The sequence below is a fragment of the Kitasatospora sp. NPDC048239 genome, from assembly GCF_043202015.1.
Classification (GTDB): Bacteria; Actinomycetota; Actinomycetes; order Streptomycetales; family Streptomycetaceae; genus Kitasatospora.
In genome coordinates, this window is sequence record NZ_JBICZP010000005.1 from 446018 (window position 1) to 459675 (window position 13658).

General features: G+C 76.7%; 10 protein-coding genes. 5 read left to right on the top strand and 5 right to left on the bottom strand.

Annotated features, from left to right (window positions below; all coding sequences use genetic code 11):
• Positions 1-2 precede the first annotated feature (2 nt).
• From ACGFZP_RS16605 to ACGFZP_RS16625, 5 genes are read left to right on the top strand one after another with little or no spacing between them, the layout of a single operon-like run.
• Positions 3-2582 (top strand): lantibiotic dehydratase, encoded by a 2580-nt coding sequence (locus tag ACGFZP_RS16605; protein ID WP_392933006.1) that lies wholly within the window; start codon positions 3-5, stop codon positions 2580-2582.
• Entirely contained in the window at positions 2579-4399 is a 1821-nt protein-coding gene (locus ACGFZP_RS16610) for a hypothetical protein (protein ID WP_392933007.1), read from the top strand. Before ACGFZP_RS16605 ends, ACGFZP_RS16610 begins: the two co-directional genes overlap by 4 nt.
• Positions 4396-6429, top strand: coding sequence for a YcaO-like family protein (locus ACGFZP_RS16615; RefSeq protein WP_392933010.1), 2034 nt, complete (start codon positions 4396-4398; stop codon positions 6427-6429). The genes ACGFZP_RS16610 and ACGFZP_RS16615 overlap by 4 nt, the downstream gene beginning before the upstream one ends.
• Complete coding sequence (locus tag ACGFZP_RS16620; protein WP_392933013.1) at positions 6426-8039, top strand: hypothetical protein; 1614 nt, start codon at positions 6426-6428, stop codon at positions 8037-8039. Before ACGFZP_RS16615 ends, ACGFZP_RS16620 begins: the two co-directional genes overlap by 4 nt.
• Entirely contained in the window at positions 8036-9046 is a 1011-nt protein-coding gene (locus tag ACGFZP_RS16625; RefSeq protein WP_392933016.1) for a thiopeptide-type bacteriocin biosynthesis protein, read from the top strand. The genes ACGFZP_RS16620 and ACGFZP_RS16625 overlap by 4 nt, the downstream gene beginning before the upstream one ends.
• A 12-nt stretch (positions 9047-9058) precedes the next feature.
• Here the strand turns inward: ACGFZP_RS16625 and ACGFZP_RS16630 are convergent, their stop codons facing one another.
• From ACGFZP_RS16630 to ACGFZP_RS16650, 5 genes are all read right to left on the bottom strand, one after another.
• Positions 9059-10522 carry a cytochrome P450 gene (locus ACGFZP_RS16630; protein ID WP_392933017.1) on the bottom strand — a complete coding sequence of 488 codons (1464 nt, stop codon included), beginning with the start codon at positions 10520-10522 and terminating at the stop codon, positions 9059-9061.
• 97 nt (positions 10523-10619) lie between these two features.
• Positions 10620-11237, bottom strand: coding sequence for an ATP/GTP-binding protein (locus ACGFZP_RS16635; protein WP_392933019.1), 618 nt, complete (start codon positions 11235-11237; stop codon positions 10620-10622).
• Positions 11218-11577 (bottom strand): DUF742 domain-containing protein, encoded by a 360-nt coding sequence (locus tag ACGFZP_RS16640; RefSeq protein ID WP_392933021.1) that lies wholly within the window; start codon positions 11575-11577, stop codon positions 11218-11220. The genes ACGFZP_RS16635 and ACGFZP_RS16640 overlap by 20 nt, the downstream gene beginning before the upstream one ends.
• A gap of 73 nt (positions 11578-11650) precedes the next feature.
• Positions 11651-12058, bottom strand: a complete 408-nt coding sequence (locus tag ACGFZP_RS16645; RefSeq protein WP_392933022.1) for a roadblock/LC7 domain-containing protein — start codon at positions 12056-12058, stop codon at positions 11651-11653.
• Positions 12055-13623, bottom strand: a complete 1569-nt coding sequence (locus ACGFZP_RS16650; protein WP_392933494.1) for an ATP-binding protein — start codon at positions 13621-13623, stop codon at positions 12055-12057. The genes ACGFZP_RS16645 and ACGFZP_RS16650 overlap by 4 nt, the downstream gene beginning before the upstream one ends.
• Positions 13624-13658: the final 35 nt, after the last annotated feature.

Below are 13658 nucleotides of genomic sequence, written 5' to 3' on the forward strand. Positions count from 1 at the left end.
CCATGACGCCGACCCACCGCACCGGCCGCCACCCCATCGCACCGCCGCGGACCTGGACCCCCGCCGACACCCCCGTCCTGCGCGTCAACCCGACCGCGGGCCTGCGCCTCGGCGGCGACCGCCTGCACACCGCCGTCCGCGCCCTGTTCGCCGCCCAACGGCAGTGCGACGCACTCGCCGACGAGGCCTGCGACCGGCTCTACTCGCTGGCCGGCCGCGCAACCGGCCGGGAACGCCACCGACTGCTCCGGCTCAAACGGGACGTCTTCAACCACCGGGACCCACTGCCCGCCGACCTCGACGACGGCTGGCACACCCCGCTGCCACCCGCCGTCACCGACTGGCTGGCCGCCCACGAACGCGGCCGACTCGCCCGGACCGCCCTGGAGACCGGCCACGCCGCCCTCCTCGCCGAGGAGCGCGAGCGATTCGCCCACGCCCTCGGCTCCGAACCCTTCCAGCTCTCGCTGGCCCTCAACTCGCCCCAGGTCCTCGACGCCGTCCAGCGCTACCGCGCCGCCGCAGGCCGACCGACCGCCCGGCTGCGCAAGTCCGAGCGCGGACTCGTCCAGCACCTGGCCCGCGCCGTCCTCCGGGTCAGCCCGCTCACCCGCCTCACCGCCGTCGGCTTCGCCACCTGGGCGCCGACCGGCCCGCGCCTGGACCAGACCGGCTTCGACCGGCGCCGCGCCCACCACCGGCTCACGCCCGACCGCGCACTGCTCTCCGGCCTGGTCAACGGCATCCTCGCCGCACCACACGCCGGCGAACTGCCGGACACCCTGCAGCGCAACCCGATGCTCCGCCGCGAGGGCGACCGGATCCGCTTCCAGCACGCCGCCGACGGCCGCCGCCGCACCCTCGCCGCCGAACTCAACGAACAGCTGACCGCCCTGCTGCGGCTCACCGCCCTGGGCCCGCTGCCCGCCGAACGACTCGCCGGCGAACTCGCCCGCCGCTTCGCCGTGCCGCCGGCCGACGCCGACCGCCTGGTCGCCGCCGCCGCCGACGCCCAGATCCTGGTCGCCGGCCCGCTCCTCGACGAACAGGCCGCCGACCCGCTGCCCGCCGCCGAGAAGCTCCTCGCGGACGACCACCCCGAGGCGGCCGCCCTCGTCGCCGCGATCCGCGCCGACCTCGACCTGATGGCCCGCGACTCGGTCGGCGGCCGCCGCGCCGCCCTCACCCGCATCCGCACCGCCGAGACGGCGCTCAACGCACTGAGCACCTGCCCCGCGAGGTTCCAGGTCAACGAGGACTGCCTGCTCGAACCCGCCACCGTCTCACCCGAGGGCTACCGGCGGGCCCTCGCCGACCTCGGCCGGGTCGCCGCCTTCCAGAGCCTCTTCGACCGCCACCACGAGATCCGCGCCCTGCTCACCCGCGCGTTCACCGGCCGCTTCGGGCCCGGCGCCCAGGTCGACCTGGTCGACCACGCCGAGGACCTGGTCGACCTCGTCCGCACCCGCGAGCCCGCGCTCACCCCGGACCGCGCCACCGGGTGGGGCCCCGCCGACGGCTCCCTCGCGGAGCTCCTCCGGCACCGGGCGGCCGCCACCGCCGCGCTCGCCGCCGCCCTGCGCGAAGCCGGCGACGGCGCCGAGGCCCACGTCGACCCCGCCCTGCTCGCCGAGGCCGCCGACCGGCTCCCCGAGCGCTTCCGGCTCCCCGCAGCCTCGTACGGCCTGCTGGTGCAGCCGCTCGCCGGCCGCCTGGTGCTCAACGCCTGCTACACCGGCCACGGCCAGCTCGTCACCCGCTTCCTCGGAGCCCAGGCCGCACTCGGCGGCGACGCCGCCGAGCGGATCGCCCGACGCATCGCCCGCCGCCACGCGGCCGACGGCGTGCGCCTGCGCGAGGACCACGGGCTCCACCGGGCCAACATCAACCACCGCCTCCGGCTCCTCGACGAGGAGATCACCCCCGGGCAGTGGCTCGGCGTCCGCCTCGCACACGACCCCGACACCGACCGGCTCGGCCTGCTCGACGCCGACGGACGGCCGCTGCGGGTGATGGCCCTCGGCATGAAGTGGATCGAACTCCAGCCGGCCCCGCTCACCATCGCCGTCTGGCTGCACGACACCGGACGGGTCGCCTTCGACCCGATCGGCGCCCTGCACGCGCGGCGCCCCCGCCCGGCCACGGCCGCCACCGTCCGCTACCCGCGGCTGGTCGCCGGAGACGTCGTGCTGCAACGCCGCCGCTGGTACCCGGGCGAGGACCTCCCGCACGGCACCGAGCCGGAGGACGAGGCCGCCCACCTGATCGCCCTGACCCGCTGGCGCGCCGCCCACGACGTCCCCGAGGAGATCGTGCTGAAGACCCCGCTGGCGATGCCGACCGGCGCCGGACCGGACGGCGAGAGCGCCGCCGACCGGCTCACCCGCTACCTCCGGGCCCGCAGCCGGGAGAAGCCCCAGTACCTCGACCTCGGCAGCGCCCTGATGGCCCGGGTCCTGCCGAAGTTCCTGGAACGCCGTGGCGCCGGGTACTTCGAGGAGGCCCTGCCGGGAGTGCGCAACGGCGTCCACGCCGCCGAGTGGCTGCTGGAGTACGACCAGGAGCCGGAGGCCGCCGAATGAGGGTCAAACTGCGCCCCGGGACCCACCTCGCCTCCGTCCGGCAGGGCGTGTACGTCTCCCGCGCGGGCCGGTCCTTCGTCCTCGCCGGACCGCCCGCGCTCTACGGCGTCCTCGACAGCCGACTGGCGGAGCTGACCGACGGCACCGACCTGGAGGCCCTGGTGGCCGCCTTCGGCGACGAGGCGGCGCGGCCGGTCCTCGACCGGGTGGTCCGCGCCCTGCTCGACCACGACGTGCTGCTCGACCTCGACGCGCTCACCACCCCGCCGCCCGACCGGGCCACCGCCGCGCGCTACGCCGAGGTGCTCGCCTACCTGGAGGCCCACAGCGGCGACCCGTACCGGGACTTCGCCCGGCTGCGGGCCGCCCGGGTACGGGTGCTGGGGGAGGGGCCGGCGGCCGTCACCGCGGTCCGCTCGCTGGCCCGGCACGGGATCGGCGCGGTCACTGATCCGGTGGCCGGGCCTGACGTGCCGGACGACGGCGCGCCGGGCGCCCCCGCGTGGGCGGTGCTGATCGACGACCACGACCACCCCGCCGACCTCGCGGTCCTGGCCTCCGACCTGCCGCCGGGCACCCGCGCGGTCACCGTCCGGGCGGGCGAGCGGATCGCCCTCGTCGGCGAGCCGGCCCCCGGCTCCCCGGCGGCGCTCCGGGCCGCGGCCCGCCGCGCCGAGGCATGGGCCGCCGACGACCCGGAGGCCTGCGCAGCGCGCCCGCTGAGCGCCGTCCTGGCCGGCGCCCTCGCGGCCCGCCAGGTCCTCGCAGGTCTGACCGGACTGGCGGGACTCGCCGACCCCACGGGCGCGGACCCGGAGCCGAAGCTGACGGGCCCGGGAACGGACGCGGCGCACGGGGTCGCCACGGTCGTCCACGGCCGCCTGCTGCGCACCTCCCGGATCGCCCTCGCCCCGGGCTCCGCCGTCCCGGGCGCCGCCGTCCCCGCCCCGGAGGAGCCGCCCGCCCCGGAGGAGCGCCCCGACGCCGAGGCGCTGCTGGCCGCCTGGTCCGGGCTCACCGCCCGGTGGACGGGGCCGCTGCGGCGCGGACGCGACCTCGACCTCGACCAGCTGCCCTTCGCGCTGGAGACCGTCGAGGCCGTGGACGCCGACGGCGCTTCGCCCGTCGAGCGCCGGGCGGCCGGCTGGGGCGTCGACCGGCCGGCCGCGGGACTGAGCGCCGTCCTGGCCGGTACCCGGCTGCTCGCCGCCCGCGCCGCGTCGGCCACCGGCGTGCCCGCGGCCGGATCCACCCCCGACCGCTGGCTGCTCGACGGCCTGCTGCGCGTCCTCGGCGCCGAGGCGCTCGCCGCACCCCCGGCCCGTGAACTCGGCTGGGACGACCTCGCCGACCTGGAGGCCCGGACCCTGCTCGGCCTCCTGGAGACGTACTTCGGACGGTCCGTCACCCTGACCGAGCGGCGACCGGACGGACCGGGGTGGTCCCTGGTGACGGTGACCGACCGGCACGGCGCGGCGACCACGACGGCGACCACGTCTGCGACCGTAAGCGCGACCGCAGGCGGGACCGCAGGCGCGACCGAGTGGGGGCCGACCACGGCCGCCGCCGCCCGCACCGCCCTCGGCGCGGCCGTCGCGCGGGCACAGGCCGACGACCCGGAGGTCCGGGCGCTGCTGGCCGCGCAGCCGGTCGGCACCGCCGTGCTGGAACGCTGCCCCGAGCAGAGCGTCCGGGAGGCCCTGCACCGGACGACCGCCGCGTTGTCCGCCCGCGGCCGCACACCGTCCGCCCACCGGTGCGGCCCAGACCCGGTGGCCGCCGGACCGGCCCCCTTCCACGGGACGGTGACCCTGTGACCGGCCACCCGGTGACCGCCACCGGCACCCCTGCCACCGGTACCCCTGCCACCGGTACCCCTGCCACCGGTACCCCTGCCACCGGTACCCCTGCCACCGGTACCCCCGCCACCGGCACCCGGATCGGCCCGGGCGCACCGGCCGACTGGGACTGGTCGCGCTGGGCCGCCGCCCTCGGCGACTGCCTGCTCACCGCCCACGGCGACCTCGACCTCGACTGGGAGCGCGAGGCGATGTCCGCCGCCCGCACCGCCGGGCACGACCTGCTGTCGGTCCGGGTCGGCGCCGGGGAGGTCCAGCTCGGACCGCGCTGGACCCCGGACGGCCGCCACGCCTGCGCCGGGTGCGCCGGAGCCGCCGACGCGCAGCGCCGCTGGCCGCCCGCCGACCGCCCGGAACGCGACCGGCGGGCGCGCGAACTGCTCACCGCCGCGCCCCTGCCCGCCCCCGCCCCCGTGCCCGTCCCGACCGCCGCCGTCGCCCCCGGGCTGGCGGAGATCGTCGGCGCGGTGCTGGCGCCCGGCGCCGCCCCGGGCCCCGGCGAACTGGTCACCGTCTCGTACCACGGCACGGTCACCCGGCACCGCGTCACCCGCACCTTCCGCTGCCGGCTCTGCGGCACGCCCCCCGCCCTGCTGGCGACCGCCGCCGACGGCCCGCCCCCCATGCCGACCGCCACCGCGCGCCCCACCACCGCGGCCGTGCCGACCCGCCAGGACGCCGCGCCGTTCGGCCAGGACCCGGACCGGATGCGGGCGGCCTTCGCTGACCCCCGCTTCGGCCCGGTCGTGCAGATCACCCGCAACTCCTCCGGCAGCCTCCCGATGACCGAGGTCGGCGTCCTGGCCGGCACGCCCGCGGGCCTGGGCCGCGGCGTGCGCTTCCGCGAGTCCGAGGCGATCGGCATCTACGAGGCGATGGAACGGCTCGCGGGCTACCCGCACGCCGCGACCGTCGTCCCGGACGCCACCCGCCGCGAACTGGGCGCCCTGGCCCTCGATCCGGCGGGCCTGGGCGGCCACACCGCCGCGCAGCTCGCCCACCCGAGCAGTCGGGTCAAGCCCTACACCGAGGACACCCCGCTCGACTGGGTGTGGGCGGCGCCGCCGCTCGGCGACGGCCCCCCGCGCCTCGTCCCCGCGGAGATCGGCTTCTACCGGTACGGCTACGGCATCCGCCCGGGCCCGTCCGGCGCGCGGCGCCGCGGCTGCTTCCTGGACTCCTCCAGCGGCAGCGCCCTGGGGGCGGGCTTCGAGGAGGCCGCCCTGCACTCGCTGCTCGAACTCGCCGAACGCGACGCCTTCCTCCAGGCCTGGCACCTGGCCCGCCCGCTGCCCGCCATCGACCCGGCCACCGTCCGGGACCAGAGGTCCCGTCTGCTGCTGCGGCTGGCCCGGCGGCACGGCTACGAGGTGCACCTGCTCGACGCCCGGGCCGACATCCCCGTCCCGGTGGTCTGGGCGCTCGCCGTCCGCCGCGACCGCGGCCTTCCGGCGAGCTTCAGCACCGCCGGCTGCCACCCCGACCCGGAGCTCGCCATCCGCGCCGCGCTCTGGGAGCTGGCCCAGCTGGTCACCGCTGGCCTCGCCTGGGATCCGGCGCCGCTGGAACCGCTGATCGACGACCCGTGGCAGGTGGTGGAGCTCGCCCACCACTGGCGCCGCTACACCTTCCCCGAGCTGCTGCCCCGGGTGGAGCGCGTGCTCGGCGGCCCGGTACTGGCGGTGGCCGAGGCCTTCGGCGACTGGCCGCAGCCGCTGGTCCGGGCCGCCGCCGGCGACGTGCGCGGCGCACTGGCCCACCTGACCGAGCTGTACCGCCGGGCCGGACTCGGCACCGTGCTGGCCGTCGACCAGTCGACCCCGGACCACACCGCGCTCGGCCTGTCCGTGGTCAAGTGCGTCGTCCCCGGCATCCTGCCGATGTGCTTCGGCCAGGCGCACCAGCGGCTGACCGGCCTCGACCGGCTGCTCGCCCGGCTCGACGGCGCCCCGACCGATCCGCCCTTCGACCCCCACCCCTTCCCATGACCGATGCCACGACCGACCGCACGACCGATGCCACGACCGATGCCATGACGGACGCCCCCGCGCCGTCCCGCCCGCGGCTGACCCCCGAGGAGGTCCGCCGGTTCGCCTTCCGGCAGGGCCCGGGCAAGGCCCACCTCGGCGAACAGCACCTCGTCGACGACGCGGCCCCGACCACCAGCGCCCTCCCGCCCCGCCACGCCCGCTCGGCGACGGGACGGCCACTGCCCCTGGGCACCTGCGACCTGCTCGCCGCCACCCCCTACCCGCAACCCTGCGACCGGGCGGCCGTCGCCGGCCTCGGCCCGGACGCCCGGCTCGGCCACCTGCTGGTCGGCGCCCTCGGACTGCAGCGGCGCGAGCCCTCCCACCGGTACGCCGACCACCGGGCCGTCCCCTCCGGCCGGGCCAAGTTCCCGGTGCACGCCTTCACCGCCCAGGGACCGGTCCTGCGGTACCTGGACGTCCACCGGCACGCCCTGGTCGACGTCCACGCCCACAGCGGCAGTGACGCACCGGATGCACTGAACGCCGTGGCCGGCGAGGGCGGCTCGGTCCTGCTCGCCGCCCGCTACAGCGACCTGCCCGCCGCCTACGGCCGGATGCGCTACGCCGTGAGCGAGGCCGAACTCGGCGTCAGTCTAAGGTCGTTGTGCGTCACGGCCGACCTGCTCGGCATCCCGGCCCGGCTCGCCCTGGACGGATCCGCCACCGCGCGGGCCGAGTCGGCGATCCGCTCGGCCGGCCCCGGCACCTGGTCGGCGCCGCTCACGCTCCGACTCGGCGACCCAGGCGACCCCGATGGGCCAGCGCCGTCCGTCCCGCTGCCGGGCCCGCCCGGTCCGGAGCACGACGCACGCGACCCGCTGCTCGCCGCGGCCGCCCTCGACCCCTCGGTACGGGACGCCGCCGCGGTCAGCGCCCAGCGCCACGCCCTGCCCGCAGCCGATCCGCCCACCGCCCACGGCCTGCCCGCCGCGGCCGCCGCCCCCGCCCACCGGCCCGACTGGGCCAGGGTGTTGTGGGACCGCAGCGCCGGCCGCGCCGCCGACCGGCACTACGGGTTCAGCCTGCGACCCGCCGCGCTGCCCGGTACCTGCCTGACCGACCTGCTCGCCTGGGCCCGGCAGCCGCCACCGGACCGGCTCCTCGCCGAGGTCGCCCGCAGGCTGCGGCTGACCGTCGCCCTGCACCGCGTCGGCGGCCGCCCGGACGGCCTGCACCGCGTCGAGGAGGACGGGCTGACCCTCCACCGCCGACACCCGCGGATCATGGCCGTCCTCCAGGCCGGCTTCGCCCAGCCGCCCTCCCACAACACCGACAACGGCGTGCGCCACGCCGCGATGGTGTGGATCCACTCGATCGACGTCGACGCCCTCGTCGACGACCTGGGCCCGGCCGCACTCGGCCTGCTCCAGCTCTGCCTCGGCTGGAGCGTCCACGGCCTCTGCCTCGGCGCGGCCGCGCACGGGCTGGTGGCCCGCCCGGCCCGCTCCTTCGTCGAGTACCGCGTCCAACCCCTGCTCGGCCTCGCCCGCCAGGAGACCCCGGTGTTCATGACCATCTGCGGGACGTCCCGCTTCACCGAACCGATGCTGGACCTGCGCACATGACCCAGCCGACCCCGCCTACCCCGCCGACCTCACCACCCCTCGAGGGCGCGCCCACGGCGCCCGGGAGCTGGCGCAGCTGGCACCTGCACGTCGACTCGCTGCGCCCCGAGGCCCTGGAGACGCTCCTGCTGGAGGCCCTGCTCCCGGCCGTCGACCTGCTGGCGCCCGCACCCGACGGCACACCGACACCGTGGTTCTTCCTCCGCTACTGGCAGGGCGGCCCGCACCTGCGGCTGCGGATCGCCGGCCTCGACGGCGCCGCGGCCGACCGGACGACCGCCGAACTGGAGCGGCGCACCGCCGCCGTCAACGCGGCGCTGCCACCCGGCGACCGGCTCACCCCGCAGGCCTACCGGCAGGCGGTCGGGCCGCTGGCCGCGCTCGGCGAGGGCGGCCGCGCCCTGCCTCCGGAGGAGCTGCGCCCGCCCGGCGTCCACCCGGCCGGGTACCAGCCCGAGGAACTCCGGTACGGCGGCGCCGACCTGATGGCGCTCAGCGAGCAGCTGTTCTTCGCGTCCAGCGTGGTGACGGCGCGCGCCTGCCGGTCCCGGCCCGGGCACGGGCGCAGCCTGCTGGACGGCCTGGAGGCGATGGCCGCCACCCTCGCCGCCTGGCCGGGGGACCAGGCCGTCCTGCTCCGCGCGGTGCGCGACGGCTGGAGCGGCCTGGCCGCGACCGCGGGCGGCGCCGACACCGTGTCCGCCCAGGCCGACCGGCTGCGTCCGGCGGCCGGCGCGCTGCGGGCGCTCGCGGACGGCGCCCCCTCCCGCTGGACCGCGTGGACGGCGCGGCTGCGCCCCGCCGCGCGGCTCTGGTCGCAGCGCCACGGGCTGCCGGGCGCGGGCCGCATCCTCGGCTCCCATCTGCACATGACCCAGAACCGGCTGGGTGTGGGCGCCGGACGCGAGGGGCTGCTGGCCGCGCTCCTGCTCGACCTCCTCGGGCTGCCCGACCCTCCCGGCCCCAGCCCCTTCAGCCCTTCCGGTCCGGCCGGCGGGCGACCGTGAGTCGCCGCCGGGTCAGCGCCGGAAGATCCCGGTCAGGACGCTCCACCAGCCGCGCCGCTGCCGGGGGACGGCGGCGGCCGGGTACCCGGGCGGGGCCGGCGGCGCGGCGGGCGGGGAGGGCACAGTCGGCGGGGCAGTCGGCGGGGCAGCCGACGCCGCCGGTACGGCACCCCTGGCGATCGCCTCCTCCTCGGTCTCCGTCCGCGGCGTGAAACTCACCGGGAGCCCGGCCAGGTGCCGGGAGATCCACGCCGAGGTCCACGTCAACTCCTCCTCCGGGACGGCGAGTCGGATGTCCGGAAGCCGGGTCAGCAGGATGTCGATACCGGTCTCCGCGATGGCCCGGCCGATGTCCTGGCCGGGGCACTCGTGCGGGCCGCCGCCGAAGGACAGGTGGGAGCGGTTGCCGTAGAGCGGCTTGGCGAGGTCGGGGCGGACGACCGGGTCGACGTTGCCGGCCGCGAGGCCGAGCAGCAGCATGTCGCCGGTCCTGATCTCCTGGCCGCCGAGCTGGGTGTCGCCGGTGGCCCAGCGGCCCGCGACCAGCGACATCGGCGCGGAGTCCCAGAGGACCTGGTCCAGGGCGTCGGGCAGGGTCATGTGGCCGCCGGACAGGTGGGCGCGGAACCGCACGTCGGTGAGCACCAGCTTCAGGGTGTCCGCGATCAGGTTCACGGTGGTCTCGTTCGCGGCGAGCAGCACCACCCGCAGGTGCTCCAGCACCTCGTCGTCGGTCAGCCCGGCCTCGTGCTGCATCAGCCACGACACCAGGTCGGGGCCGGGCGCGACCCGCTTGCGCTCCATCATCCGGCGCAGCGTCGCCACGACGTAGTCGTTGCTCGCGATGGCCGTCTCGGTGCCCTTCATCAAGTCCCGGGCGGCCTCGACCAGTCGGGGCCCGTACTCCTCGGGCATACCGACCAGCTGGGTCATCACCAGCATCGGCAGGTGCTCGGCGAACTGGGCCACCAGCTCGGCCTGGCCGGTCGGGCCGAACTCCTGGATCAGCTGGTCGGCGAACCGGGTGACGTAGCGGCGGGTCCCGCGTCCGTCGAAGCGGTTCAGGCTGTCGGTGACCGCGCCGCGCAGGCGCCGGTGCTCCTCGCCGTCCGCGAACACGCACAGCGGCTGCCAGGCGATCACCGGCATCAGCGGGGAGTCCGGGGTGACCAGGCCCTCCTGGAAGGCCGACCAGCGGCGGGAGTCCCGGGAGAACCGGGAGGGCGTGCGCATCGCGGTGAGGTTCGCGGAGTGGCCGAGGATCAGCCAGGCCGGGAGGTCGCCGTGCAGCAGCACGGGTGCCACCTCGCCGTGCTCGGCGCGCAGCTTCTCGTACAGGCCTGCGGGGTCGGCCTCGGCCTCGGGTCCGTAGATCCGCCGGAGGCCCTCGGCGGCGAGCCCTTCGCCGCCCGGCGCGTGGGCGGGGCAGCCGGGCGGCGGGGTGGGAACGGGATCGTCACGGAACGGGGTGGTCACGGGTGTCTCCGGGGTCGGGGCGGCGTCGCGGACTGGGTCGGCGGCGGGATCGGGGCAGGGCGGCGCGGGGCGGGATCAGGCAGGGGCGGCCGTGCGGTCACCGCGCAGGCGGGGCCGAGAGGTTGTACAGGTAGTGCATCAGCGCCAGCAGGACGTCCCGGCTGGACTCGCGGGTCCGGGCGTCGCAGGCGACGATCGGCACCTCGGGCGGCAGGTCCAGCGCGGACCGCAGCTCCTCCACCGGGTAACCCGGCGACTCGGGAAAGGTGTTGGCCGCGACGACGAACGGCACGCCGCGGTCCTCAAGCCGCCCGATCACGTCGAAGCTGACCTCCAGCCGCCGGGTGTCGACCAGCACGACCGCGCCGAGCGCCCCCTCGAACAGGCCGTTCCAGAGGAACCAGAACCGCTCCTGCCCGGGGGTGCCGAACACGTACAGCACCAGTTCCTCGCTGATGCTGATCCGCCCGAAGTCCATCGCGACCGTGGTGCAGGTCTTGCGCTCGACCCCGGCGGTGTCGTCGACGTCCGCCCCGGCCTGGGTCATCGTCTCCTCGGTGGTCAGCGGGCGGATCTCGCTCACCGAGCCGACCAGGGTCGTCTTGCCGACGCCGAAGCCGCCCACGATCACCACCTTGACCGCCATGGCGGCCGTGGCCGGGAGCAGGTCCGCGCTCGGCGGTCCCACCACCGTCTCAGAGCCTCTGAAGTCCATGCATCACCGCCTCCAACAGGGCGCGCTCGGGAAGGATCGCCTGCGGGACGGCGGATCGGGCCTCGATCTGCTCCTCGGCGAGGAGGTCCGCAAGCAGCACGGTGACCACGCTCATCGGCAGCCGCAGGTAGGCGGAGATCTCGGCCACGGACAGCGGCGAGCCGCAGATCCGCAGGATCGCCGCGTGCTCCGGCTGCATCGTGGGCGTCGGCTCCGCGCGGGAGACGATCAGGGTGACCAGGTCGAACGTGGTCTGCTCGGCCAGCCCGCTGCGGCCGCGCGTGATCACGTAGAGACGTTCGGGTTCACCGCCGTCCCAGCCCTGGTCGGAGGTGCTCATGTCCCCACCTCGCCGCACTCGGGAGGCACCTTGCCAGGCACGCACCCCTCGACGGCGGGCCCGCCCCGCCTCCTCACGCGACCTGCCCGCCGTTGCGCGGAGGCGTGCTGAGATGCTCGCCGATCCGTGCGACCAGGTCCCGCATCCGCTGGCCCATCAGCCCGGCGTCGACGCTCTCGTCGGCCAGCACCGCGAGGTAGGCCCGGGCGCCGGCCGCCATCAGGTAGAAGAACCCGCCGCCCATCTCGATCACGACCAGCCGCATCCGGCCGTCCCCGTGCGGGAACTCGTTGCCCACCGCGGCGGCCAGGCTCTGCAGTCCGGCGCAGGCGGCGGCGAGCCGGTCGGCGGTGTCGGTGTCGGTGCCGTGCTGGGCCATCCGCAGTCCGTCGGCGGAGAGCACGACGACATGGCGGGTGTGCGGGACACCGTCCGCCAGCTCCTTGAGCATCCAGTCCATGTTGGTCCGCTGCTGAATCACTGCTCGCCCTTCCCTGCCTCGTCACTGGTGTGGCCGACCTCGCCGGTGGACGGCGCGTGGCCGTTCACCCCCTCGTGGAACGCGGCCAGCCACAAGCCGGGCTGGACCGGCGCCTGGGCCGGCTCGGGGGCCTTGGCGGCCTCGGGAACGCCCGCCCGGAAGGGCGCGGCGTGGCGGCGGCGCTGGGGCAGGCCGTTCGCGGCCCGCTCGGTCACCACCGGGATCCCGTCGTCGGCCAGGGCCGACCCCGGAGCGGCCCCCGGTACGGCCCTCGGGACGGACCCGAAGGACGACCTGGCGGAGGAGACGGACGCCGTCCGGGACCCCCACGGCCGCGGTCCGCCCACCGGCCGGCGGGCGCCCGACGAGGCCGTCCGCGGTCCGGAGGACGCGCCGATGCCGTGCGCCCGGCCGGTGGCGGGCGCCGTGGTGATGAGGTCCTGCGGCACGATCAGCACGGCCCGCACCCCGCCGTACGCGGACGGTCGGAGCGAGACCTGGAAGCCGTACGCCCGGGCGAGACGGCCGACCACGGCCAGGCCGAGCCGGGGGGACTCGCCGAGGTCGTTGAGGTCGATGCCGGCCTGCGCCTCCAGGAGCATCCGCTCGGCGCGCGCCCGCCCCTCCTCGCTCAGGCTGAGGCCGCCGTCCTCGATCTCGATCGCTATACCGGTCTGCACCTCGACGGCGGTCAGGTGCACGCTGGTGTGCGGCGGGGAGTAGCGGGTGGCGTTGTCCAGCAGCTCGGCGACCGCGTGGATGAGCGGTTCGACGGCCGGTCCGACCACGGCCACCTCGGACACCGGGTGCAGCTCCACCCGCTGGTAGTCGAGGATGCGCGACATGCCGCCGCGCAGCACGCTGTACAGCGGCACGGCCCTGCTCCACTGCCGGCCGGGGCGGGCGCCGCCGAGGACGGCGATGCTGTCCGCGAGGCGGCCGATCAGCGCGTTGCCGTGGTCCAGCTTCAGCAGGTCGTCGAAGACCGCCGGGTCGTTGCCGTGCCGGTCCTCCATCTCGCGCAGGTCCTGGGCCTGCCGGTGGATGATCGCCTGAACGCGGCGGGCGATGTTGACGAAGGCCCGCTGGGCGGACTCGCGCATCGACTCCTCGTTGTCGACGGCCTCCAGGACGGCGTGCAGGACGGCGTGCCGGGCGGCGTCGAAGTCCGTGCCGACGACGGGGTCGGGGGACTCGTAGGTTCTCAGCACGTCCGCGGGGAACTCGCCGCGCTGGAGCCGGGCGATGGCCTCGGGCAGCGAGACCTTCGCCAGGTGGACCGTCTCGGCCTCCTGCCGGGCCAGCCGGCGGCGCAGCTCGCGCTCCTGCTGGGCGTGCCGCTCGCGCAGTCGCACCAGTGCGCGTCCCCGGCGGGCCGCCTCGACGGCGACCACGGCCACCGCGGCGGTGCCCACCACCCCGCACCAGACGGCGCCCGTACGGGCGCCGGCGGAGGCCAGCGACGCGGCGAGGGCAGCGGCGGCGGCCGTCACGACCGTGGGCAGGAGCCACACCAGAACGGGAGCGGAGCGCCGACCTCCGGGTGACGATCCAGCACGAAGCATCAGCATCCTCAAACGATCGAAAGGGTTACGAACGG